The organism is Paenibacillus wulumuqiensis (assembly GCF_000971965.1).
GTDB lineage: Bacteria > Bacillota > Bacilli > Paenibacillales > Paenibacillaceae > Saccharibacillus > Saccharibacillus wulumuqiensis.
The window spans coordinates 269,964-294,936 of the sequence record NZ_KQ040793.1 but is presented as its reverse complement, the minus strand read 5'-3'; the positions used below and the strand labels follow the sequence as shown (position 1 = coordinate 294,936).

Annotated in this window: 12 protein-coding genes; 7 read left to right on the top strand and 5 right to left on the bottom strand. The window is 53.1% G+C overall.

Annotated features, from left to right (window positions below):
• Window positions 1-213 precede the first annotated feature (213 nt).
• The 3 genes from WH45_RS04300 to pruA all read right to left on the bottom strand — a co-directional run bounded on the left by WH45_RS04300 (window position 214) and on the right by pruA (window position 7,192).
• Entirely contained in the window at window positions 214-2,370 is a 2,157-nt protein-coding gene (locus tag WH45_RS04300; protein WP_046213164.1) for a molybdopterin oxidoreductase family protein, read from the bottom strand.
• Window positions 2,324-4,492, bottom strand: a complete 2,169-nt coding sequence (locus WH45_RS04295; RefSeq protein ID WP_046213163.1) for an FAD-dependent oxidoreductase — start codon at window positions 4,490-4,492, stop codon at window positions 2,324-2,326. The genes WH45_RS04300 and WH45_RS04295 overlap by 47 nt, the downstream gene beginning before the upstream one ends.
• 1,131 nt (window positions 4,493-5,623) lie before the next feature.
• Window positions 5,624-7,192: an L-glutamate gamma-semialdehyde dehydrogenase gene (gene pruA / locus WH45_RS04290; RefSeq protein WP_082096536.1), complete on the bottom strand. Its 1,569-nt coding sequence runs from the start codon at window positions 7,190-7,192 to the stop codon at window positions 5,624-5,626.
• A 408-nt stretch (window positions 7,193-7,600) separates the two neighbouring features.
• On the opposite strand from pruA, the gene WH45_RS04285 reads away from it, so the two are divergent.
• Window positions 7,601-9,355: a sigma-54 interaction domain-containing protein gene (locus WH45_RS04285; protein WP_046213162.1), complete on the top strand. Its 1,755-nt coding sequence runs from the start codon at window positions 7,601-7,603 to the stop codon at window positions 9,353-9,355.
• A gap of 109 nt (window positions 9,356-9,464) precedes the next feature.
• Here WH45_RS04285 and WH45_RS04280 read toward each other — a convergent pair whose 3' ends face one another.
• Entirely contained in the window at window positions 9,465-10,379 is a 915-nt protein-coding gene (locus WH45_RS04280; RefSeq protein WP_046213161.1) for a proline dehydrogenase family protein, read from the bottom strand.
• A 636-nt stretch (window positions 10,380-11,015) separates the two neighbouring features.
• On the opposite strand from WH45_RS04280, the gene WH45_RS04275 reads away from it, so the two are divergent.
• A complete protein-coding gene (locus WH45_RS04275; protein WP_046213160.1) occupies window positions 11,016-12,239 on the top strand; it encodes a nitrate/nitrite transporter in 1,224 nt (407 codons plus the stop codon).
• A gap of 216 nt (window positions 12,240-12,455) precedes the next feature.
• On the opposite strand, the gene WH45_RS04270 is transcribed toward WH45_RS04275, so the two are convergent.
• On the bottom strand, window positions 12,456-14,003 hold the full coding sequence (locus tag WH45_RS04270; protein ID WP_046213159.1) for a methyl-accepting chemotaxis protein: 1,548 nt from the start codon (window positions 14,001-14,003) through the stop codon (window positions 12,456-12,458).
• 328 nt (window positions 14,004-14,331) lie between these two features.
• On the opposite strand from WH45_RS04270, the gene WH45_RS04265 reads away from it, so the two are divergent.
• The 5 genes from WH45_RS04265 (at window position 14,332) to WH45_RS04245 (ending at window position 24,925) form a co-directional block, all read left to right on the top strand.
• The gene (locus tag WH45_RS04265; RefSeq protein ID WP_046213158.1) at window positions 14,332-15,567 is read left to right on the top strand and encodes an aminopeptidase; all 1,236 of its coding nucleotides are present in this window, start codon (window positions 14,332-14,334) and stop codon (window positions 15,565-15,567) included.
• A gap of 376 nt (window positions 15,568-15,943) precedes the next feature.
• On the top strand, window positions 15,944-18,253 hold the full coding sequence (locus WH45_RS04260) for a glycoside hydrolase family 3 N-terminal domain-containing protein (RefSeq protein ID WP_046213157.1): 2,310 nt from the start codon (window positions 15,944-15,946) through the stop codon (window positions 18,251-18,253).
• Window positions 18,254-18,454: 201 nt separating this feature from the next.
• Entirely contained in the window at window positions 18,455-22,153 is a 3,699-nt protein-coding gene (locus WH45_RS04255; protein ID WP_046213156.1) for an alpha-mannosidase, read from the top strand.
• Window positions 22,150-23,514, top strand: coding sequence for a glycoside hydrolase family 125 protein (locus WH45_RS04250; protein WP_046213155.1), 1,365 nt, complete (start codon window positions 22,150-22,152; stop codon window positions 23,512-23,514). Before WH45_RS04255 ends, WH45_RS04250 begins: the two co-directional genes overlap by 4 nt.
• A complete protein-coding gene (locus WH45_RS04245) occupies window positions 23,507-24,925 on the top strand; it encodes an alpha-L-fucosidase (RefSeq protein WP_046213154.1) in 1,419 nt (472 codons plus the stop codon). Before WH45_RS04250 ends, WH45_RS04245 begins: the two co-directional genes overlap by 8 nt.
• Window positions 24,926-24,973 lie beyond the last annotated feature (48 nt).

Sequence of the window (24,973 nt, the reverse complement as noted above, 5' to 3'; positions counted from 1 at the left end):
GCTATAATTCCAGCATACCTCAGATGAAGCAGGAATACGATGGAGTCAGTGAAGTTTGAACATAGAGTTTACAAAACACAACCTATACAAGATAAAATACAAGATAAAAAACACAAAAAAGATAGAACAAAACACAAAAAATCATCCTGTTCTCTTCATGCCGGAGAAGAACAGGATGATTTTGCCGTTCAAGTAATTAGGTGCGCTCGCAACTCAGCACTGCATAGACTGATACTGCCGCTGTGCAGCACCGACATGTACAGGCCGGATCGTCACGGCGGTTAATTTGAAACCGGGCATTTTGCAGTAAGGGTCCAGCTCGGGAGGGGTTGCTTCATTGACATTCTGGGTACCGCCCCAGTGCATCGGCACGAACAGTGTATCCGGGCGAATATTCTCGCTGATCCGGCAGCGTACGAAAAAGCGGCCATGTGCAGACTGTATCTCGGTCCATTCGCCATCCTGCAGATGATGTTGGCGGGCGGTCAGCGGGTGGACTTCGACGAAGTTCTCCAGCTCACGGGCAGCCAGTGCAGCGCTGCGCCGGGTCTGTACGCCGGTCAAATAATGAGCCAGCACCCGGCCGTTGGTCAGGATCAGCGGATATACCGGTGAAGGCTGTTCTCGTACCGCATGATGGGGAGTCGCGGTAAAGCTGGCTCTGCCGTCCGCATGGGCGAATTGCTCGGTGAACATCATGGGTACGCCCTGGTGCTCCGGCGAAGGACAGGGCCAGTAGATCCCTTCTTCCCGGCGCAGCCGCTCATAGGTGATCCCGTAATAATCCGCGAGTCCGCCGCGGCTCGCTATCCGCAGTTCCTCGAAGATCTCCTCGGCTGTCTGAAAAAGAAAGTGCCGCCCCCGTCCCAGCCTGTCAGCCAGATCGCACAAAATACGCCAGTCATCTCGTGCTTCGCCAGGTGCAGGGAGTGCCGCTTCACGCAGCAGTACCCGGCCTTCCAGATTGGTGAGTGTACCGGTGTTTTCCAGATACGAAGTTACCGGCAGTACCACATCGGCCATCCGGGCGGTTTCCGACAGGAACATGTCCGCTACGATCAGCATATTCAGTCCTTCCAGTGCAGACCGGACGAGTGGAATATTCGGGTTGGACACGACCGGATTGGAGCCCATGACGAATAGTGTGCGGATATCCCGGCAGGCAGCCAGTTCCATCATTTCGTAGGCAGATACGCCTTTGCCGGGGATATCGGCCGGATCTACCTGCCAGACCGAAGCGATATATTCACGATCCGCAGCATTCTCGATCGAACGGTAGCCAGGCAGCTGGTCGGCTTTTTGTCCGTGTTCCCGTCCGCCCTGACCGTTGCCCTGACCGGTGACTGCACCATAGCCGCAGCCGGGACGACCGATTTTGCCGGTAGCCAGCACCAGATTGATCAGATACCTCACCGCGAGATGACCATCGGTGTGCTGCTCTACCCCGCGGGCGGTAAAGATAATGCCGGTCTCGGCAAGTCCATACCAGCTGGCCGCCTGCCGGATCTGTTCGGCGGGGATACCGCATAACTGTGCGACATCTTCCGTCTCGATACCATCCAGCAGGGTGGTGAGATCTTCATATCCGCCGGTACGCTGCTGGATGAATTCCTCATCGATCCAGCCTTCCTGTACGAGGATCTTCAGCATCGCCAGCGCCAGCATCGCATCGGTTCCCGGACGAATCTGCAGATGAAGATCGGCGATCGCTGCTGTCGATGTTCGCCGGGGATCGATAACGATGATTTTGGCTCCATTTGCCCGGGCTTGGTTAAAATAAGGCAGCAGCGTCGGCTGGCACTCGGCAATATTCGTTCCCGCCAGAATAATGCAGCGGGCGAGCGGGATATCTTCGAGCCGGCAGGTCATTCCGCGATCCAGGCCGAACACTTTGCTGCCTGCCGAAGCGGCTGCCGACATGCAAAAGCGTCCATTATAGTCGATATACCGCGTTCCCAGCCCGATACGGGCGAATTTGCCGAGCAGATAGGCAGTTTCGTTCGTTAGCGAACCGCCGCCGTATACGCCGATAGAATCTGCACCCTGCTGCCTGATTGCGGTTTGGAAATGGCTGCCGATTCGCTCCATGGCTTCTTCCCAGGTTGCTCTGACGAGCGCACCATTACGGCGGACCAGCGGGAACATCAGCCGTTCCCGGTTCATCGCATGCTGATGGGCATTCATGCCTTTGACACAGATCCGGCCCTGAGAGGCAGCATTGGGCACACCTTCAGCCTGCCAGCTGCTGTAGCGGCTTGCGCTGTGCATCTCGGCAGATGGGGGAGCGGGCATTATACCGGATTCTGTGCGATGCAGCGAGATCTTACACTGTACGCTGCAAAATGGACACTGTGTCTGCATCATGTTCATGTCTGGTTTCCCCTTCCTGTACCGGTTCACCGGTCTGCTCGTAATAGCGGCTCAGCACCTGTTCACGGATGGTCAGCAGGCTTGTGCGCTCCAGCCACTGCCAGACCGGTTCGCCGTAATAGGCCTGTTCATGGTATTGGCTGATGCAGAGCGATAATAGCTGGATCGCATCCTGCAGGGAATCGGTCTGGGCGATGAGCTGTGCCCTGCGCAAAGAGCCGGTGGAGCTGCCGCCAGCATGGATCTCCCAGCCTGCCGGAGAGCCGCATACCACCAGATCGTGCAGCAGCAGACCGGCCGGGCTGTTCGCATCAACCGAAGCAGCGATATGCAAAGGAACGGCCGGGATCATCTTCTGCCATCTTCTGTACAGCTGCTCCAGCAGATAACCGGCATCCGGCTGCTGTTCCAGCAGTAGAGGATCGGCATGAATCAGCAGTGCAGCATAGGATGCTGGCAAAAAGATCGACCCGGCAGTCTGCAACGGATCATGAGTATTTAGATAATACTGAAGCGCCGGCTGGCACAATGGACAGCCATCCGAATTGACCCAATCCAGCTGCTGCATCACTTCGGCAGCTGTCTGCCAGCGATGCTCACGAATTAGATCACGCAGCAGGTCATGAGTGAGGGACGTGCAGCCGCAGATGGAAGGCATCTCTGCCGCTGCAGGTACATGTGAAGCAGTAGAGGGAGCCGCCGATGCTGTCATCCCCGCGGCATGACAGCGAACGAGCGCTTCTACAGTAGGACGACAGCCGCCGCAGGAACCGGAGGCACGGGTATGTTCCCTGACCTGATCTGCCGTCTCCAAATGCAGCGCGGTCATGGTGTCCAGAATGGTGCATTTGGTGACCGCATTGCAGGCACATACGACCGACTCCGGGGAGAGGGCGATCGCTGCGGCATCTGCCGGATTATCATTGGTCTGCGAATGGGCGCTGCTGTCTGCCAGCCACTGCTCAGCCGGCTGCCCGCGGCGTACCATCTCGACGAGAGCTGTTCCTTCGGCTGTCTCGCCGTACAGCACGGCGCCGCTGATTTTTCCTTGAGTAGCCAGGATTCTCCGGTACGTTTTTTGCACGCCATCGTACTGCTGTACGATATTTTCCGCTTCCGCAGCTTGAACATCGCCGACCGAGAAGACATGCACTCCGGAGATTTTTAGCTGGGAATAGGGAATGGAGCCACGGTAACCGGTTGTCGGTTGTTCACACAGATGTGCAGCCAGCACCTGAGCCTGTTCGTACAGAGGGGCGACCAGACCGTAGGAGATGCCGCGATGTTCCGCACATTCACCGACCGCATAGATCCCCGGCAGGCTGGTCTGCATATGGTCATCCACCTGAATGGCGCGGCCGGTGCGAATCCCCGCTTGTTCCGCCAGCCGGATATTGGGGCGAATCCCGACCGCCATCACGATCAGATCGGCAGCCAATCGTTCTCCATTATCAAAACGCAGTCCCTGCGCACGGACGGTCCCTGTAATTTTGAGTGTATTGCGGTTCAGATGGAAGATCATGCCCTGCTGCTCCAGTTCCTTTTGCAGCATGCCTGCCGACAGTGCATCCAGCTGGCGGTTCATCAGATAGGAGGCATTGTGCACCACATGTGCTTCCATACCGAGATGCAGCAGTCCACGCGCCGCTTCCAGCCCGAGCAGTCCGCCGCCGATGACCGCTGCCCGGCTGTACTGGCTGGCATACTCGGTCATCCGCTGACAATCCTCGATGCTGCGAAAGGAAATCACCCCCTTCTTTTCCGAACCGGGCAGCGGAGGGAGGTAAGGCACCGACCCGGTTGCCAGAATCAACACATCATATTGTGCCTGCATCCCGGAAGCCGTGTAGACCGTACGCCGATCCGGATCAATCCGTACCACCTGCTCCCCGGTATGCAGCCGAATTCCATTCTCCTCATACCAGTCCAGCGAATGCAGTACAATATCCTCAAACCGGCTCTCTCCCTGCAGTACTTTGGATAACAGAATCCGGTTATAATTCGGCCGCGGCTCATCTCCAAATACCGTAATCTGAAAATGTCCTGCCCGCCGCTTCACCATCTCCTCTACACAACGCATCCCCGCCATCCCATTCCCAATAACAACCAACCGTGAGGGCATACGATTTCCTCCTTTTATCCATCCTGATATCTGTCTCTGTTTTAAATGAATCCACCCAATATCCGATACATCGAAATTCACATCAAATCATTTTTACGCGCATGTAATTTCTTTACAGAGCAATAGTTTTTTATTATGAAGTATTTTTACGGAGCGTCACTTTACCTGACACTATATAAAGCAGTAACGTTTAATACAGCACAGTCGATCCAACAGGCATAAGAAGTAAAAGAGGATCACAAAGCAAAATCATTTTTCCATAACTAAACAGAAAAAGCCCTTTTCTGCTGACTTATCAACAGGAAAAGGGCATCATTGCCACCAATTCAGATCACACGTCTTTGTGTGAAAGTTATAAAGTAACAGTAAAGGATTCTGAAATGTATGTCAATATAATTGACGTATAATAAGAGAGGAGAATTATTTACTGATTATGAGTTAATTATTATAACATAAGATTGAGTTATATCACTGGTTAAATAGGATTGTTGCTAATTATTACGATTGATTTTAATTATCTTTATCCAAGCAAAACTATTTACCGGCAGCATATTGAAAACAAACGCTGCAAGATTTGTATTTATAAAAAAGTTATTCCAGTTGGAAGCATGAGCAATCGCATTACTAGGATAGGGTACATTGAAGTACACAAAGAAAACTGCATTTCATGGCAAGAGTACTTGAATTAAGGACTGAATAAACGACCATTTGGCACGAAGGCACGCATATAAAGCGAGTAGAGTACGCGAGCAGACTACAAAGATGCCCAAGCACAGAACGCAAGAAAGGAAATAAGAGCAAAGGACGACCTTTAAGCGTGGAGATCTTCATTTCCTCCTAATAATAAAAGATCTCCACGCTTAACCGGAGGACGTGCTCTTATTCCTTTCTGGAGTGGTTGATGCCAGCCGGACTCCAGACTCAGACTCTGCTATACTACGCTCTCCAAAGCGTTCTTACAAACGAAGCAGCATTATACACATACACGATTTAATATGCAGCGAAAAGCCCCCGTATCCATTCATACAGAGGCTTCCACCAGAAGCATATTCTCAATAACATCTCTCCAGCACTATAACGCTTACAATACGTACAACTTCAGTCCACTGTAACTCCAACACAGCTCAACCCTTACAGCTTGCGCGAAGTCAATTTCGCCTGAGTGAACAGCAGCAGATAATCATGTCCCCCAGCCTTGGAATCCGTCCCCGACATGTTAAATCCGCCAAACGGCTGTGCCCCCACAAGCGCCCCGGTACATTTGCGATTCACATATAGATTGCCGCAGTGCATCGTCTCCAGCGCTTCGCTGATTCGCTCTTCATTGGTGGAGAAGAACGCCCCGGTCAGTCCGAATTCCGTATCATTGTAGATCTCGATCGCTTCCTTGTAATCTTTGGCCGGACAGAGAGCGAGAACCGGACCGAAGATCTCTTCCTGCATAATGCGCGCTTTGCGGTCGACATCCGCGAACACGGTCGGCTGGATATAGTAGCCGTTGCCTTCGGCCTTACTGCCGCCTGCGACCAGACGACCTTCGGTTTTGCCGATTTCGATATAATCCAGAATCTTGTCATAGGAACCCTGGTCGATGACGGGTCCGGATGGATAGTTCTGCTCCGGCAGACCAATGGACAGGCGTCCGGTCAGCTCGGTCACTTTTTCTACGATCTGCGGATAGATGGATTCCACGATCACGGCACGGGAGCCGGCCGAACATTTCTGGCCCTGGAAGCCAAAGGCCGAAGCGACGATCGCCTGGGCAGCCGCGTCCACATCTGCCGTCTCATCGACTACGATGCCGTCCTTGCCGCCCATTTCAGCGACCAGACGCTTCATCCAGATCTGGCCTTCCGCTGTATCGGCAGCGAGGCGGCTGATGCGCAGTCCGACTTCCTTGGAACCGGTAAAGCTGATAAAACGGGTCTTTGGATGGCTGGTCAGATAATCGCCAATCTCGGACCCACTGCCCGGCACAAAGTTGATCACACCTGCTGGCAGTCCGATCTCTTCCATAAGAGCGACAAACTTGTGCGCGATTACCGGTGTGGTGGAGGCCGGCTTGAGTAATACCGTATTACCGGATACGACTGCAGCTGTGGTCATACCGACACAGATCGCAAGTGGAAAGTTCCACGGCGGGATCACGATGCCGACGCCGAGCGGAATATAGGTGAGACGGTTGTCTTCACCGGGAATCGGTGTCAGAGGCTGGGTCTCATTGATCTGATCGAGACGCAGCATCTCACGGGCGTAGAATTCCATAAAGTCGATCGCTTCCGCTGTATCAGCATCTGCCTCGGCATAATTTTTACCGGCTTCCAGCACCATCAGGGCTGAGAATTCATGCTTGCGTTCCCGCATCAGAGCAGCGGCTTTGAACAGATAATCGGCGCGGATACGGGCGGGAACCTTTTTCCATGTCTCAAAGGTCTGCAGGGCGACTTGCATCGCCTGTTCGGCCAGTTCCTGGTTGGCTTTGCTCATGTAGCCGATAACTTCATCCGTATTGGCAGGGTTGATGGAACAAATTTTGTCTTCAGTTACAATCTTCTGATCTCCAATATGCAGCGGAAGGGTCTGACCGAGTTCGGCTCTGACACGGGCAATCGCTTTCTCCATCGCTTCGCGGTTGTCCGGCTGGTTGAAATCAACAAAAGGCTCATTGGCAAAAGGGCGGATATTCGTCATTTTACTCATTAATAGATCTCCTCTCATAATGGAAACAGAAATGGAAGCATGAATGGTAAAGTTATACATTTATTTGAATTATACACTTTTAAATAATTTTGTGTACAATTTGAACAAAATTATTTATTTAAATGTTTAATAATGAACAAATCGACTATGAGAATAAGTCAATGATTATGAATTTAATAATTCTATTAAATCCAATAAATACTGTTTATCCCTGGTTATCTACTATGCGAGTACTGCAGAGATTACATCGATCTGCTGTCTGGAATGCCTCTTGTTTAAAATTCATTTTGGAGTGAATCAATTTGCTTGTTAATTTACTGGCAGGGAATAGGAAATCGGTAAGACGGTTGTCAGTAGAGGGGCGGACATGTTAAATTGTTACTAAATTACATGGAGTGAGAGATTATTATGTTCAATAATGAACAATTACAAATAAACGAAAATATAACTAAACTGCTGGCTCGGGAAGATGCCCAAAAGATCGCACAATTGCTGCATCAGGGTCAGGCAGTGTATATATCGCATCAACAGCAGGCTTATCTGTTTACCGATGAAGATCTGCCGTTCTGGCAGCAGGCAGCGGACGAGATTGAGCAGTCTCTGAATCGTTATGCCCCTTCACCTGTCGTCAAAAAGGAAGCTGTTGATCCAGCCGGAACATGGGTGGATCAATTGCCATCGTCGCTCAGCCGCCCGGTTGTGTTTGTTCAGCCGGATGGAACTCCTGCAGGGTTTCTCAGTCCAGGCGAGCTGCTGAGACAGCTGCACCGCCAGAAAAGCAAAGCCGAGATGTATCTGAACGGACTGCTCGATACCGTGACCGATGCGGTAACAGCCGTCGATCAGGATGGGACCGTTATTTGCTGGAATGAGACAGCCGCACAGATATACGGCATTCCGCATGAGCGCATTATGGGGCAGACGATCGGCGAGCATTTTGATCCGGAATCGATCATGCTGCTGCGCGTGCTGGATGAAGGACGCAAAGTCCGCAACATGTACCACAAATCCTCCGAAGGCACCCATGTGCTGATCAATGCTTCTCCGGTGCTTGATCCGGCAGGCCGTGTCGTAGGCGGGCTGGCTTCGGAGCAGGATATTACCCATCTGGTCAAATTGAACAAGGAGCTGTCCCATGCCCAGGCCAGCATCCTCGATACGATGCCCCGCCGCAGTGATCCATTCACTCTCATGGATGGACAGAGTCACAGCATCAGCAAAGTCGTCCGTATCGGCAAAAAGATCGCCGAGCTGAACACGCCGGCACTGTTGTACGGCGAAGCGGGTTCCGGTAAGGAGCAGCTCGCCCGGGCGATTCATCTGGCTGGCGCTCATGCGGAGTCGCCATTTCTGTCCCTCAACTGTGGCGCGGTGCCACCCGGTATGCTGGATAGTGAATTGTTCGGATTTATCGGCGGTACGTATTCCGGTCAGGATATTCAGGAAGCCGGCAAGCTGGAGCAGGTCGGAGACGGCACCCTGTTCCTCAACGAGATTGACAAGCTGCCGCCGGATATGCAGAACAAGCTGTACCGCGCGATCAAGATGCGTTCGTTCCGCCGGTATGGAGGGCAGGAGGATATCCCGCTGCATGCGCGCATAATCGCTGCCACGCGGACCGCACTGGATCAGCGGGTGGCGGATCAGCAGTTCAGCTCCGAGCTCTATTACGCGTTGGGTGTCGTGACGATTACGGTTCCTCCGCTGCGTGAGCGAAGAGAAGATCTGTCGATCCTGGTGCATATGTATCTGCGCGAATTTGCGGTGCATTACCAGAAGCCCGTGCCGCGTGTAGCACCGGAAGTGATGCTGGCCTTTGCCCGTTATGACTGGCCGGGCAATATTGCCGAGCTGCGAGCGGTCATCGAGCGCTGCGTCATTCTGAGTGAAGGCGATTCCCTGCTGCTGGAGCATCTGCCGGAGCATTTGCAGGGCGATCAGCCGCCGATATTCAGTCGGGAAAAGGAAGATACTATGATTGCTGCCACTGCTGCCGAACCTGCTGCTTCTCCGGGTCTCAAAGCCCGTGTCACCGAGGAAGAGGAAAAGCAGCGCATTGAAGAAGCAATGCGCAAAGCCGCAGGCAACAAAAGTATCGCCGCCCGGATGCTGGGCATCTCCAGAGGCACGTTGTACAACAAAATGACCAAGCACCAGCTGTAAAAGGCTGCCATCAACCGCAATGGGCTGCGCATGCGCAGTCAGCTGTGAACATGGCAAACATCAGGCTTGTCTGAAGGGCGTTATCGCTCACAGGCAAGCCTGTTTGGCGTTAGCGGAACAGATTTTTGAGCACAAACCATACATTGGCCGGGCGCTCGGCCAGGCGGCGCATATTGTAGCCAAACCAGTCCCGTCCATAAGGCACATATACCCGGACTTTGTAGCCGTCCTGTACGAGCCGCTTCTGCAGATCCTCGCAGATGCCGTACAGCATCTGGAACTCGAACTGACTGAGCGGAATATCCTGACGGACCACTTCTTCGCGTACATAACGGACGATTGCCTCATCATGGGTAGCGATGGCGGTATAGTTGCCGTTGGCCAGATGCTGGCTGATAATTTTGCGGTAATTGCTGTCGACATCTTCCTTGGCTGGAAATGCGACGGATGAAGGTTCCTTGTACGCGCCTTTGACCACCCGCAGGTTGGCACGGTATTCATTCAAATCCTCGATATCCTGGCTCGTGCGGTACAGATACGCCTGGAGCACAATGCCTACATTATCAAACTGCTTACGCAGTTCACGGTAGATATCAATCGACATCTGACAGTGGGCATAATCCTCCATATCGATGCGGACAAAGTTGCCGTAGCTGTGGGCGCGCTCCAGAATGGTCGTCATATTGTCGATACAGAGCTGGCGATCGATATCAAGTCCGAGTGAAGTCATTTTGAGAGACAGATTGGACTGCACCCCGCTGCGAGAGATGGCATCCAGCGTCTGCAGACACATCTCGGTCGACTCCATCGCTTCTTCGCGGGTAGAGATAAATTCGCCGAGATGATCCAGTGTTGCCAGCCGGCCATCCTGATTGAGTTTGCGCACCGCCTGCACCGCTTCCTCAATCGTGACCCCGGCGACAAAACGTCTCGCGCCAAAGCGCAAACCATACTTTTTAGCCATTTTATTGGCGGAAGGATTCTTGGCCAGTGACTGAAACAAATTGCGAAGCACGGTCTCCATGCTACCCCTCTTTTCATGAGAACTGGTTGAATATGTCATTATTCTAATCAATGCAGCATGGAATGTATATACAAAACGTATATTTTTGTACAAAGTATTTTTAAAATTAGTTAATATTCATGTAAAGTGTTCAATAATGAACAATTAAAGAACCGGAGAAGGGAATAAAGAGAATGATATAGAGAGGAAAAGAGCGATGGCGACAGGAGCAGCAGCGGGAACAACTGCGGTCTTTGGCAAAGTATGGTTTTTACTTGCAAAAGTGATCAATTTGGAGAGAGACATCCAACGATGAATAGTAGACCGTTTGCTGTTATTTAGTCCAGATATGCCTTTGTCGATCCGAATACTCACTATAATTAATGTTATATAAAATTACATATTGATTTATTTTGATCAAAATTTGTTAATTTAATTGACATACAGGAAATATATTCTTATAATTTGAAACAAATTCACTATCCGGTGATCCATAAGTTTACATACCCAAGCACAATGCTGTGCTGAATGCAGGCAATGAAGCCGCAATTTTGTTCTTTGATCCAAAGGACGAGTTGCGGCTTTTTGTATGGACTTATGAAAAAGAGAGTGATCCCGGGTATCACAACCATTACTGAATATAGAGGAGCGAGAGCTATGGAGAGCAAAAGTTTCTGGCAGAGCGGGCATAAGCCTACGTTATTTGGTTCTTTTTTGTACTTTGATATCAGCTTTATGATCTGGGGATTGATCGGGCCGCTCAGTGTGGTCATCGCCCAGGACTATCCGATGGACCCTGTGCAAAAGGCGCAGCTGGTCGCTCTGCCGGTATTGGGCGGATCGATTCTGCGGTTGCTGCTTGGTTTTCTGTCTGATTATATCGGTCCCAAGCTGACTGCTCAGCTGGGTATGATCGTTACACTGGTGCCGCTCTATCTGGGCTGGCAGTGGGTGCAGTCGCTGGATCAGCTGTATGTGGTCGCCCTGCTGCTTGGTATTGCCGGTGCGTCCTTTGCTGCAGCACTGCCGCTGGCGAGCCAGTGGTATCCCAAGGAACACCAGGGACTGGCAATGGGCATCGCTGGCGCCGGCAACAGTGGTACGGTGCTGGCGACATTGTTTGCCAACCGTCTGGCCCAGTCTTTTGGCAGCTGGGAAGTCGTGTTTGGTATCGCCATGATCCCGATTGTGATCGTATTTATCTACTTTAGTATTTTCGCCAAAAATAGTCCTGAGCGTCCGGCACCGAAAAAGCTGTCCCAGTACGCCTCGGTACTGAGCCAGCGGGATGCATGGGTGTTCTGTGCCTTTTATTGTGTGACCTTTGGCGGTTTTGTCGGTCTGGCCAACTATTTGACCATTTTCTTCAATACCCAGTATGGACTGTCAGCGGTACATGCGGCTGATATTACGACGATCTGTGTTATTGCCGGCAGCTTTTTCCGTCCGGTCGGCGGTTATCTGGCGGACAAGATCGGCGGCACCCGGATGCTGATGTATCTGTATACCGGTGCCGGAGCGATGCTGCTGTGTGTTTCTTTCCTGCCGCCACTGCCGGTCGTGGTCGTACTGCTGTTTGCCGGCATGATGTGCCTGGGAGCGGGCAATGGATCGGTATTCCAGCTTGTGCCGCAGCGTTTTGGCAATGAGATCGGTCTGGTAACGGGAATCGTCGGTGCTGCCGGTGGGCTGGGCGGTTATGCACTGCCGCTTATTCTCGGTAATCTGTACCAGTCGGCAGGATCGTATACACCGGGCTTTATTGTCCTGGGAATTATCGCATTCTGTTCACTCGTGCTGCTCGTGGTGATGCAGACCCGGTGGCGGGGCAGCTGGCTGCGCAGTGCAGCCCTTGGTGAATCGGCACGTCAGGCGGGATAATGATGCAATGATATGAATGATTTGCAGGATGGAGGCGGAGAACTATCGTATTTGTCACAGTCTGAATACAGGTCATGATTCTAATGCGAAAAAGGCTGATGTTTCTTCTCAAATGAAGAAACATCAGCCTTTTAGGTATTGTGGATAATCGAGATATCGCTGCTTCAGGTTGAGGCAAAGTTGTCTGATGGGGCAATTAAAGCTTTTATTATCCTGTTACTTTTTGGAAGAGCCTTTGTTGCTGAAATTCCGTACCAGTTCATTCAACTGATCACCCATCTGGTGAAGCTGTTGTGCGGCATCGTTAACCGAGTGGCTGTGCTGCAGCTGTTCTTCAATCGTCGCGCCTACCGATTGCTGGCTGATAACGGCCTCTTCGATCATCCGGGTAACATAGTGGGTCGCTTCGTTAACCGTCCGGGTATGCTGATTCAGTTCCGTAGTACGTGAAGTGATATTGCTGACATGTTGGCCGGTGATTTCGGCAGATTCCAAAATCTGATCAAATGTTACAGAAGTCTGGTGGGTATCAGCCAGGGTCTCCTGCATTTTTGACGTACCCCGTTCGGAGGTTTGCAGAGCAGCTCCGGTAGAGCGAGTGAATTGATGAATGATGGAAGACATCATTTTCAGGGCGTCGGCTGTTTCGATAGAGAGCTTTTTCACCTGCTGGGCGACGACACCAAAGCTCTGTCCATGTTCACCGGCACGTGCTGCTTCAATAGAGGCATTCAGGGCCAGCAGATTGGTCTCTTCAGCGAGATGGGCAATAATCTCGATAAAGCGCGAGATTTCATTGGCATGATCGTTAATATTGTGGATACCGGCAGCCATTTCGTTGACATCCTGCTGCAATGCTTCGATCCGGGCAGTGATTTGAGTGAGCGATTCGCGGCCGTTTTTGGCTTTGCCGATCGACATCAGGGAGGCGTCATGCAGCTGTTCCAGAGAACCGGTAATCTCATGAATAACGGCTGTAATCTGATCGAGCTTTTGTTCACTTCCTTTTTGGGAAGGCAGCAGTTCTGTAGTAGCTCGTTGACTGATCGTTTGAACAGAAGTGGCGATCTCTTCGGATAGTGCCACCAGAGACTGCGAGTTTCTTTGCAGGGAAGAAGAAGATTCTTCCATATATTGTCCGCTCTGCTGCAGCTGGATGACAGCAGTCTCGTTCAGGGCTTCCGACTGCTGTTTCTCGGCTTCCAGTGCTTGCGTGGAGCGCTGTTTGGCAATGATGAGCAGTATGGCTGCGCCGCTCGTAAGCAGCAGGAAGACCGCATGGATAAGCAGCAGGGAGAAAGAGTACTCATGCTGACCGCAGATCAGCACCGGGAATAGAAAGAATCCAGCCAGATGATGTACGGCAAAAATAACAGTTGTGAGCAGTACCAGTGCCAGTGAATCATAAAAAACGACAAATGCAACTACCATAAATACAGAGAAATGATATTCCACCAGCCCATCTCCAGCTGCGATCAGCGCGATACTGCCCAGAGTAAGAATCAGTGTATTCATTATAGGTAGATAGGAATGCTGGGAATTGCGACTAAATAAAAGAAGGGAGCTGATGAGCAGCAGCAGAGGAACAGCCAGCAGGATATAGCGGACAACATCCACTGAGGAGCTAGTGGCAGCTGACTGTGTATGAGCCGCTGTCATCAGGTCAGGAATAAGATGAGTATATTTATGAAGAGCAAATACAATAAATGATAAAGCGACAGTAACCAGGCATAACATATTCATAACTTTGTTTTTTTCATACATCGGCTAATAACTCCCCTTTACGTGGTGAAAATAAAATTCATTGCCAGATGGATTGCTCAGATGGTGTAGACTGTGGCATTAAGGAGTATAATGAGTAAGATTGGTATTATCCAGTGGTCAATTGTAAAGAATAAATGTTTGATTTTTTGGAACGCTTACAGCTTAGTTTCTTAAGTTTTTACTGTTAATGTATTTGTCGGAATTCGTCAGAGCTTAGTTTATAGCGTTTCAAGAAAATACAAACTTTATTTGTGCTAAATTTAATTTTATATAACAGAGTTAAAACTGCCACTGAATTACATACGTTATGACAAAGGAGCTGAGCATAATGAATTCATTTACAACCATGCTGCAAAAGTATGCTGAACTGGTCATTCAGGTAGGCGTGAACATCCAGCCGGGCCAGGTGCTGATTGTCAATGCACCTCTGGAGACGGCGGAACTGACAAGATTGATCGTAGCCAAAGCCTACGATGCCGGTGCCAAATATGTAATCGTCGACTGGGATGATGAGCAGGTGACCCGTATCCGTTATGAGCATGCGGCCGATGATACATTTGACTATTATCCACAGTGGCATGCCGAGATGATGGAAAAGTTTGCCGAAGAGGGTGGAGCGATTCTGCGCATCAAGGTGCCCAATCCGGAGCTGTTTAACGGCATTGATTCGTGGAAAGTATCCGCTTCTGTCAAAGCGACCGCTATCGCCAATGAGAAGTACAGCGTCTACACGCGCAACAGCCGCATCAGCTGGTCGCTGATCAAGGCGCCAACCGCTGCCTGGGCAAACAAAGTATATGCCGATCTGCCGGAAGAAGAGCGTATCCCGGCAATGTGGGAAGCGATCTTCATGATGAACCGGGTGACAGTGGATAATGATCCGGTCGCTGCATGGCGTGAGCATATTGAACATTTACGCCAGGGCAAAAATCTGCTCAATGGCAAAAAGTACAAAAGCCTGCATTACCGCGCGCCGGGAACCGATCTGCATGTGCAGCTGCCGGAAGGTCATATCTGGCGCAGCGGCGGCGGGGAGAACGAAGCGGGTACCTATTTTGTCGCCAATATGCCAACCGAGGAAGTATACTCGATGCCCCACCGTACCGGCGTCAATGGTACCGTGACGAGCACGATGCCGCTCAATCTGAACGGTCGTCTGGTTGATGGCATTACGCTGACTTTCCAGGATGGCAAAGTGGTGGAATATGATGCGGAATCCGGGCGTGAGTATCTGACCGACCTGCTGGCTACCGATGAAGGAGCTTCTTATCTCGGCGAGATTGCACTCGTTCCGCATGATTCACCAATTTCCAGACTGAACCGTATTTTCTACAACACCGGTATTGATGAGAATGCATCCTGTCACTTTGCATTGGGCAGCGCCTATCCGACCAATATCGAAAACGGTACCCAGCTGAGCAAGGAAGAGCTGGTACAACGCGGCGCCAATGTCAGCCTGACGCACGTGGACTTTATGGTTGGCTCGGCAGAGCTGGATATTGACGGCGAACTGCCGGACGGCACGATTGAGCCGGTGTTCCGTCAGGGCAACTGGGCGTTCTGAACATTTGCAGATGTTTGATCTATGGATTTCTTCATAAGGCTTCACGACAAGGCGGGATTATCGTATCCCGTCTTTTTTGCCGTGCACGGATTCATCTTTTCGTCAGATCGGTAAATGTGGCAACGATCAGCATCTAACAGGGGATCTGAGAGACTGCTGTTCGATTTGCAAAGAAAGGATGAGGATTGAAATAATTTTTATGGTATAAAGTAAAACTTTTAATCATTTTTAGACAGGTATCCCTTCATCAAAGCAGAAGTACTAACACAACACCATTGCCAAACCTCCGATAAATTAGACATTCTTTGCTAAAAGCCGACACGACCAGTTCACTTCAGTCATGATCTCAACCAACGAGTAAAGGGTGATTACCATCATGATCTACAAAGACGCTTCCTATCCGCTGCAGGAGAGGGTACAGGATTTGTTGTCACGAATGACCAGGGAAGAAAAGGTAGGGCAGCTGGTGCAGATATTCGGCTGGCAGACCTTCGACCGGAATGAAGACGGTACGATTACGCTGACCGAGCCATTCCGGCAGCAGATTGCCGAAGGCCGTGTAGGTGCGCTGTATGCGGCGCTGCGGGCAGACCCTTGGACCGAAGTCACACTGGAGACGGGATTGTCTCCGCGTGAAGGAGCAGCCGCGCTGAATGAGATTCAAAAATATGTCCTCGAACACTCCCGGCTCGGCATTCCTCTGATGTTTGGCGAGGAATGCTCGCATGGACATATGGCGATCGGCGCTACTGTTTATCCGGTGCCGCTGCTGGCGGCGAGTACGTGGAATACGGAGCTGTATGAAGCGATGTGCCATGCGGTCGCGATCGAGACGCGCAGCCAGGGCGGAGTGGCTACCTATTCGCCGGTGCTGGATATCGTACGCGATCCGCGCTGGGGACGGACCGAGGAGACATATGGCGAAGATCCGTATCTGGCGGGAGAGCTGGCGGCGGCTGCCGTGCGAGGCCTGCAGGGCCGGGGGCTGGATGCGCCGGACAGTGTGATCGCTACGCTCAAGCATTTTGCAGGCTATGGGGCTTCGGAGGGCGGACGCAATGCAGCGCCTGTACATATGGGAATGAAGGAACTGCACGAGATCGATCTGGTGCCGTTCCGCAAAGCGGTGGAGGCGGGAGCGGTATCCGTCATGACGGCTTATAACGAAATCGACGGTGTGCCCTGCACATCGAGTGAATATTTGCTGGAAGACGTGCTGCGCAAACAATGGGGCTTCAAAGGCTTCGTAATCACGGATGCCAGCGCGATGAATATGCTCGTGCACGGCTACAATATCGTCGAGAACGGCGAGCAGGCGACCGCTCTGGCACTCAGGGCAGGCATCGATCTGGAGATGTCCGGTGCCATGTTCAGCCGGTATCTGGATTCGGCACTGGAGCAGGGAATAGCCGATGAAGCTCATCTGGATCAGGCGGTTCGCCGTCTGCTGGAGATCAAGTTCCGGCTCGGACTGTTCGATCATCCGTATGTGGACCCGGACCGGGCTGCTCGTCTGATTCATTCGGAGGAGCATATCCAGTTGGCCCGTGAGGTTGCCCGTCAGGGCATTATTTTACTGAAAAATAAAGAGAATGCGCTTCCACTTCATCCTGCCTCATCCGGCAAAGTCGCCGTGATCGGTCCCAATGCCAATACGCCGTACAACCAGCTGGGAGATTATACTTCCCCGCAGCCGGACGGCAAAGTGATTACCGTGCTGAAAGGCATCCGTCAGCATCTGGCCGCCCGGGGAATGGAGGAGCAGCTGCTGTATGCACCCGGCTGCCGGGTCAGAGACGAATCGCGGGAAGGCTTTGACTATGCGCTGGAAGTGGCCGGGCAGGCAGAGACGGTCATCCTCGTACTCGGTGGATCAAGTGCACGGGACTTTGGCGAGGGAACGGTCGATCTGCGTACCGGTCAGTCGCTGGTTCATGATTCCGGCGGAGCGAGCGAGATGGAGAGCGGGGAAGGCATTGACCGGGTCGATCTGCATCTGACCGGTGTACAGCTGGAGCTGTGTCAGGCTATTCATGCACTCGGCAGGAAGCTGGTCGTTATTTACATCAATGGCCGTCCGGTCGCCGAGCCATGGATCGATGAACATGCGGATGCCATTATCGAAGCCTGGTATCCGGGTCAGGAGGGTGGCCATGCGCTGGCCGAGATTCTGTACGGCGACGTGAATCCTTCGGGACGTCTGACCATCTCCGTGCCCCGTCATGTCGGCCAGCTGCCGGTCTACTATAACGGCAAGCGGACACGGGGCAAGCGCTATCTGGAAATGGACCTGCAGCCCGCCTATCCGTTTGGTTACGGGCTGAGCTATACGACCTTTACCTATGGTGATCCGGTAGTGACGCCGCAGACGATCCGGGCAGATGAATCGGCACAGGTCACGGTGAGCATCACCAACACCGGCAGCCGGGCAGGCTGGGAAGTGGCTCAGCTGTATCTTACCGATCTGGTATCTTCGGTGACCCGCCCGGAAAAGGAACTCAAAGGCTTCCGCAAAATATGGCTGGAGCCGGGTGAGAGCGGCACGGTTACCTTTACCCTGACGCCGGAACATCTGGAACTTGTAACCGCCCGGCTGGATCGTGTGGTCGAACCCGGCGAATTCTCCCTGCAGCTCGGCAGCAGCTCGGTAGAGGGTCTTACCGCTGTACTGACAGTCACGCCGTGAACAAGGTAATCCGGCTCGGAAGATCACCAAGTCGGAAAGCCCAAAAATCGAATGCCGGAAAGGGCTGTCCGTTTTCCCGTCTGCTGCTCCTGTCACTGTATCCACTGTCTGCCAATATGGACGCATCCCCTTATATAAAAGTCTATCGCTCAAGGATATGCACACTACCCAAGCAGTTTTGCTCAAGGAGGCCTATTCACTATGCATCGAATGGAACGATTTGTGAAGCATCTTGCCGGACGACAATGGCTGGAACAGATAGACCTGATGGACTGGACGATCGAAGAAGTGCGCTACATTACCGCCGGACGCTATGAGACGCTGTCGCCCCGCCGTCAGAGCGACATGACGCTGCAGGGCAAGCATGGCATTACCTATCTGCTGGAAGCGAAGGCTGCTCTGCCGGCGTCCTGGTCGGAACACCCGGCCGGGCTGCTGTTCAGCGCTGGCGGAGGGGAAGGACTGCTTCGCATTAATGGAGAGTTCTACCACGGACTGGACCGGAACCATTCCTTTGTGCCGCTGCGTCCGGAGCATACCGGACAGACGATCCAGCTGGAGATTGAATTGTATGATCCAATTCCCGAACCTCATGATCCACTGAATGGACAGCCGGAAAAGGTACTGCCATTGACCGGATTTACCGCAAGTCTGGTCAGCGTCAATGCCGGTCTGCGCAGCCTGGGATACAGCCTGCGTCTGCTGCTGGATGCGGTTCGCCGCCTGCCGGAGGGAGAAATGCGCCGCATGCGCATTCAGGAAGCGCTGGAACAGTGCATGAACGCAGCCTACGAACTGCCGGAAGATTCCTGGCAAATGGAAGAGCCATGGCTGCAGCTGGAAGAGCTGCTGCGTGAACAGGTCGGTCCGTACGCTTCCACTGAGGAACAGAGTGGGCGCATGATCATGGTCGGCCAGTCGCATATCGATATCGCCTGGCTGTGGCCGATCCGCGAGACAGTGCGCAAGACGAGCCGTACGTTCTCGACGATGTGTACGCTGCTGGAGCAGTATCCGGAATTCATTTATACCCAGAGCCAGCCGCAGCTGTTTGCCTATGTGAGGGATCATTATCCCGACCTGTATGCCAAAGTAAAAGCCTATATCGCCGAAGGACGCTGGGAGCTGGTCGGCGGCATGTGGGTGGAGCCGGATCTGAACATCCCGAGCGGCGAATCGCTGGCCCGGCAGCTGCTGTATGGACAGCGCTTTTACCGGGAGGAGTTCGGGGTGACGTCGACGATCGAGTGGCTGCCGGATACGTTCGGCTACGCGGCATCCCTGCCCCAGCTGCTGCGGCAGGCGGGCATTGATTATTTTATGACGACCAAGCTGAACTGGAATGATACGAACATTTTCCCGTACGATCTGTTCCAGTGGGTCGGCATTGATGGGACACCCGTGCTGTCCTATCTCAATCATGGGGTCAATGAATCGACAAGTGTCAAAGATATCGACGAACACTGGCAATCCTACCGGCAAAAAGACATCCATCCCGAGCAGATGCTGCTGTACGGTCACGGAGATGGAGGCGGCGGCGTCACCCTCGATATGGTGGAGTACGTGCAGCACTCGGAGATGATGATCGGTCAGCCGCAGACTGCATTCGGAACAGCCAGGGAATTTTTTGAACATACTATGGAAAAAGCAGACGAGCTGCCGGTCTGGCACGGCGATCTGTATCTGGAGCTGCACCGCGGTACCTACACGACCCAGGCATGGAACAAACGTTATAACCGCAAGGCGGAAGCATTATACCGGGAAGCGGAAATCTGGGAGCGGCTCGCAGCGATACAGCTTAACCGTTCCAGCCTGCCTGCGCAGCAGAGCGATGCAGACAGGGAGAACAGGGAAGAAACAATCCCGGCTCCATCCCTGTCCCGGCCTATGGATTCTTTGTCCGGTCAGGATGCAGATCCATCCGGTACAGCCCATTCTCCGGCCGATTATTCGGTCAGTCCATTGATCTGGAACAACAGCCGTGAGTCGACAGGAGCGGTCATTACTACCGAACGGTTCAGGCAGGGCTGGATCGGCATTATGCTCAATCAGTTCCATGATATTGTGCCCGGTTCGGCAATTACCGAGGTATACGATACGTCGGATGTGGAATACGAGGAGATTCTGCGGATCGGTCAGGGTGCGCTGGATCAGGCGCTGGATGTATGGATGGATGCGCTGGATCTGTCCGGCGAAGGTACTGCGTGTGTGGTGTTCAACAGTCTGGGCTGGGAACGCGGCGAATGGCTGGAGATCGAGGGAGGCAGCGAGCTGCAGGGAATAGCCGTATATGATCAGGACAGCCAGCAGCTGCGCAGTGATATCGTACCGCTGGAAATGACAGAGCCGCCAGCAGAGACTGCTGCACCGCCGCTGCGGTTCACTGCTGCCCGTAAGCGCCTGCCCGGTCTCGTTCCGCTCACAGCTCCGTCTGGAGCGAATGGACAGTCGTCCGGGTCCAGCTATCCAGCAGATGGAGAGTCGGCAGAACGCCAACCATCCCGTAGGCCGGAAAAGGAACAAGGAACCGAAGCTGCCTATCTGCTTCGCGTATACGTTCCGTCCATTCCCGCCTTCGGCTGCCGGGTGCTCCAGCTTCGTCCGCAGCAGGGTGACATGGCGGAACCATCGGCAGCAAGCATGAATGTCGCAGGCGAATATGAGCATGAAGATGATGTGAGCCATCCGGCAGATATCGTGCTTGGCGGAGCCGTACCGCCGGTCTGGGAGACTCCGTTATACCGGATTGGCTTCAATGAGCGGGGCGAGATTCATTCCCTGTATGATCGGCGGCACCAGCGGGAGCTGATTCAAGCAGGGCATACCGGCAATGCTTTTGGCTATTATCATGATCGTCCGACGCTGTGGGATGCGTGGGATATTGATCCGCTGTTCGCCCGGCAGCCAGCCGGCAAGGCGCAGCTGTTATTTTCCAGAGTCATTATGCACGGCCATACCGGGGATATTCTGCGATTCGGCTGGCAGATCGGACAGTCGGAGATTACCCAGGATATATATCTGTATAATGATCACCCGCGCATTGACTTCAAGACCCGGGTACAGTGGCAGGAAAGTCATAAGCTGCTCAAAGTGAATTTCCCGGTCGATCTGGTAGCATCCTCCGCCACCTATGAGATTCCATTTGGCGCACTGGAGCGGACGATGAACAGCAATACATCGTGGGAACAGGCCCAGTTCGAAGTATGCGGGCACCGCTGGGCGGATATCTCCGAGGGCGACTATGGGGTCAGCCTGCTGAATGATTGCAAATACGGCTATGATATCAAAAATGGACATATGCGTCTCTCCCTGCTACGTGCACCCAAGTGGCCGGATGAGCAGGCGGATCAGGGCAATCATGAATTTACGTATTCCCTGCTGCCGCACGATGGCAATTGGCGGCAGGCCCATATCATGCGTGCGGCCATGGAGCTTAACCAGCCCGCACCTTACCGATTTGCCGATGATCATGCGGCAAAGGCAAAAGGTCTTGAGCCGGCAGGAGGTTCACTGCTGAATTATGAAGGTGGTCATATTATTCTGGAGACGATCAAGCTAGCCGAGGATGGAGACGGTACCATTATGCGGCTCTACGAATCCTCCGGCAGCCGCGGCACAGCGCAGATCAGTTGGCCTGTGTTAAATGGAAAAAGTGAAACAAACCAAGCCGTTAACGACGTTTATTCCCGGCCAGGCAGCAGTCCTGGAGCAGGTGAACATGGTAGTGCCGAACATCAAAATATCATCCCAGCGGAATTATCTTCCGGTGATCAGGTCGTGCTGACCAATCTGCTGGAAGATGAGCTGGAGAGCATCCCTGTCACCGATGGTCGTATCACATTGTCCTTCCGTCCCTACGAAATTAAAACGCTGAAATGGAAGCGAGGTACCCTGTTATGAAACATGAACTGGAAACTCTGAAAATGTCCGCGTTTGAACTGCCGCCTGCTGTCCGTGAAGTGCTGGCCGAGGCAGAGCAGCGGCTGCGTCATCGTCCACGGCTGGCCCGGCAGTTCCGTAACTGCTTTCCCAATACGCTGGAGACGACGACCAAGCTGCTGGATGATGGGACGACTTTTGTCATTACCGGTGATATTCCGGCGCTCTGGCTGCGCGATTCGGTGGAGCAGCTGATGCATTATGTGCCGCTCTGTGCCGAAGATGAGCAGCTGCAGCGCATCATCAGCGGATTGATCCGCCGTCATATGCTGTACCTGTCAATTGATCCGTATGCCAATGCTTTTAACGAGACGGCCAATGACTGGCACTGGGACCCGGCGGACGAGACGGATATGGGACCATGGGTATGGGAGCGCAAGTTTGAGCTGGATTCGCTTTGTTTTACCGTCCGGCTGGCTTATCATTACTGGAAAACGAGCGGCAGCACCGATATTTTTGATGCCGGATTCAAGCAGGGGCTGCGCAGCATCTATGAGCTGTGGCGGACCGAACAGCGGCATATGGAGGAGTCGCCGTACCGGTTCACCCGGCGGAACTGTCCACCGATTGATACGATCCGCAATCAGGGGCTCGGGATGCCGGTCAGCTATACCGGTATGATCTGGTCGGGATTCCGTCCGAGCGATGATGCCTGCGAGCTGCATTATAATATCCCGTCCAATATGTTTGCCGTTGTCTGTCTGCAGCAGATGCAGGAGATGGTGCGGGTAGTCTACCGCGATCTGGCTTTCTGTGAGGAACTGGCCCGAATGGAGGAAGAGGTGCAGCATGGGATTGAATTGTACGGAATTTATCGTCATCCGGTGTATGGACCGATCTATGCATATGAGACGGATGGCTATGGCAACCATTGTCTGATGGACGATGCGGGGACACCGAGCCTGCTATCGATGCCTTATCTCGGGTATTGTGCAGTGGATGATCCGATGTATTTGCGCACCCGGCGCTTTATTCTCAGTACAGAGAACCCGTTTTATTTCTCGGGGCAGGCAGCCAGCGGTATGGGCAGTCCGCATACCCCGCCGGATTATGTCTGGCCGATGGGATTATCCATGCAGGGCCTGACGGCGAGTACGGATGAGGAGATGCTGGCGATGATCGATATGCTGGAAGCGACTGATGCAGGGACCGGTTATATGCACGAGGGCTTCCATGCCGATGATCCGGCGATATTTACAAGACCATGGTTCGCCTGGTCCAACAGTCTGTTCTCCCGGCTCGTCTATACAGCGATGCAAAAAGGTCTGCTGGATGAGCCTGTCTCTTCATCGCCTCAGATAGGAGGTGCAGCCCATGAATGATCCATCCGTTAACCCACAGCAGCCTGAGGAAACGGCAGCAGAGATCGAGAGCGGTGTGCATAACTACAGCAGTGAAGACAGCTGGGTGCAGCCGGACAATCCGTATCTGCTGGAACGGTTGGAATGGTTCAGGGACCAGAAGCTGGGGCTGATGATGCACTGGGGACCATATTCCCAGCTGGGCATCGTCGAATCATGGGCACTCAGCGATGATGATGCAGACTGGTCCAGAGAAGGCATCGACTGGCAGCCGGATGTGGAGAAGCTGAAACGGGAATATTTTGACCTGAACAAGACATTCAATCCGCTCCGCTTCCAACCGGAGGAATGGGCCGATCTGGCACTGGAAGGCGGGTTCCGCTATCTGAACTTTACGACCAAGCATCATGACGGATTCTGCATGTGGAATACCGGTACAACCGACTACCGGATTACCGGGCCGGATACGCCGTTTCATCGTCATCGGTATGCGGATATTGTAGGGCATCTGTTTGAGGCTTTCCGGGAAAGGGGGCTTGCGATCTCGGCCTACTTTTCCAAAGCGGACTGGCATACTCCCTATTACTGGGCCAAAGGCATGGAGCGCGGCAGCACCTGGCGCGGTCCCAGCTACGATCCGCATGAGTATCCGGGACTGTGGGAACAATTTGTTCAATTCACCCATGAGCAGATGATGGAGCTGCTGACCCGGTATGGACGGATCGATGTGCTGTGGCTGGATGCCGGCTGGGTCCGACCGGGCAAAGGTGGACAGGATATCCGGCTGGAGGAAGTCGTCGAACGGGCCAGAAAAACGCAGCCCTGGCTGCTGGCGGCCGACCGTACTGTAGGAGGACCGTATGAGAATATCGTAACGCCCGAACAGACCGTCCCGGCCGAGCCGATGTCGATTCCATGGGAAAGCTGTGTGACGATGGGAACTTCCTTTTCATTCCGGTATGAAGATAAGTACAAATCTGTGCGCGAACTGGTGCATCTGCTGCTGGAGATTGTATCCAAGGGCGGCAATCTGGCACTCAATGTCGGCCCCCAGCCGGACGGACGCTTGCCGGAGGGCGCGATTGAGCGAATCCGGGGACTGGGTGCATGGCTGAATGTATACGGCGAAGCGATATACGAGACCCGCAGCATAGCGCCTGCTTTTACCGGGGAATGGGCATTCACTGCCAAGCTGGCAGAGGGAGTCATCTATGCAGCCTACCTGTACCCTGAGGAGACAGGGGAGGTCCCGGCGACTCTGCACATTCCCTATGACGGGGACATTGTCAGTCTGGATCTGCTCGGGGAGACGGTCGTGCAAGGGCTTTCCTTTACCGATTATCCGGACGGAATCAATGCGGTGCTGCCAGACGAAGCCCGGGCAGGCGGCATGACGCCGATTGCCCACGTGTTCCGGCTGGTGCTCCGCTGAGATTGTTTTGCGGACTTTATTTTCCCTAACCTGTTCTTTATGGTACAT

Excerpts from the sequence above, each read along its gene's own strand:
- WH45_RS04300 (WP_046213164.1), bottom strand. The coding sequence starts at position 2,370 with ATGAACATGATGCAGACACAGTGTCCATTTTGCAGCGTACAGTGTAAG.
- WH45_RS04295 (WP_046213163.1), bottom strand. The coding sequence starts at position 4,492 with ATGCCCTCACGGTTGGTTGTTATTGGGAATGGGATGGCGGGGATGCGT.
- pruA (WP_082096536.1), bottom strand. The coding sequence starts at position 7,192 with ATGAGTAAAATGACGAATATCCGCCCTTTTGCCAATGAGCCTTTTGTT.
- WH45_RS04285 (WP_046213162.1), top strand. The coding sequence starts at position 7,601 with ATGTTCAATAATGAACAATTACAAATAAACGAAAATATAACTAAACTG.
- WH45_RS04280 (WP_046213161.1), bottom strand. The coding sequence starts at position 10,379 with ATGGAGACCGTGCTTCGCAATTTGTTTCAGTCACTGGCCAAGAATCCT.
- WH45_RS04275 (WP_046213160.1), top strand. The coding sequence starts at position 11,016 with ATGGAGAGCAAAAGTTTCTGGCAGAGCGGGCATAAGCCTACGTTATTT.
- WH45_RS04270 (WP_046213159.1), bottom strand. The coding sequence starts at position 14,003 with ATGTATGAAAAAAACAAAGTTATGAATATGTTATGCCTGGTTACTGTC.
- WH45_RS04265 (WP_046213158.1), top strand. The coding sequence starts at position 14,332 with ATGAATTCATTTACAACCATGCTGCAAAAGTATGCTGAACTGGTCATT.
- WH45_RS04260 (WP_046213157.1), top strand. The coding sequence starts at position 15,944 with ATGATCTACAAAGACGCTTCCTATCCGCTGCAGGAGAGGGTACAGGAT.
- WH45_RS04255 (WP_046213156.1), top strand. The coding sequence starts at position 18,455 with ATGCATCGAATGGAACGATTTGTGAAGCATCTTGCCGGACGACAATGG.
- WH45_RS04250 (WP_046213155.1), top strand. The coding sequence starts at position 22,150 with ATGAAACATGAACTGGAAACTCTGAAAATGTCCGCGTTTGAACTGCCG.
- WH45_RS04245 (WP_046213154.1), top strand. The coding sequence starts at position 23,507 with ATGAATGATCCATCCGTTAACCCACAGCAGCCTGAGGAAACGGCAGCA.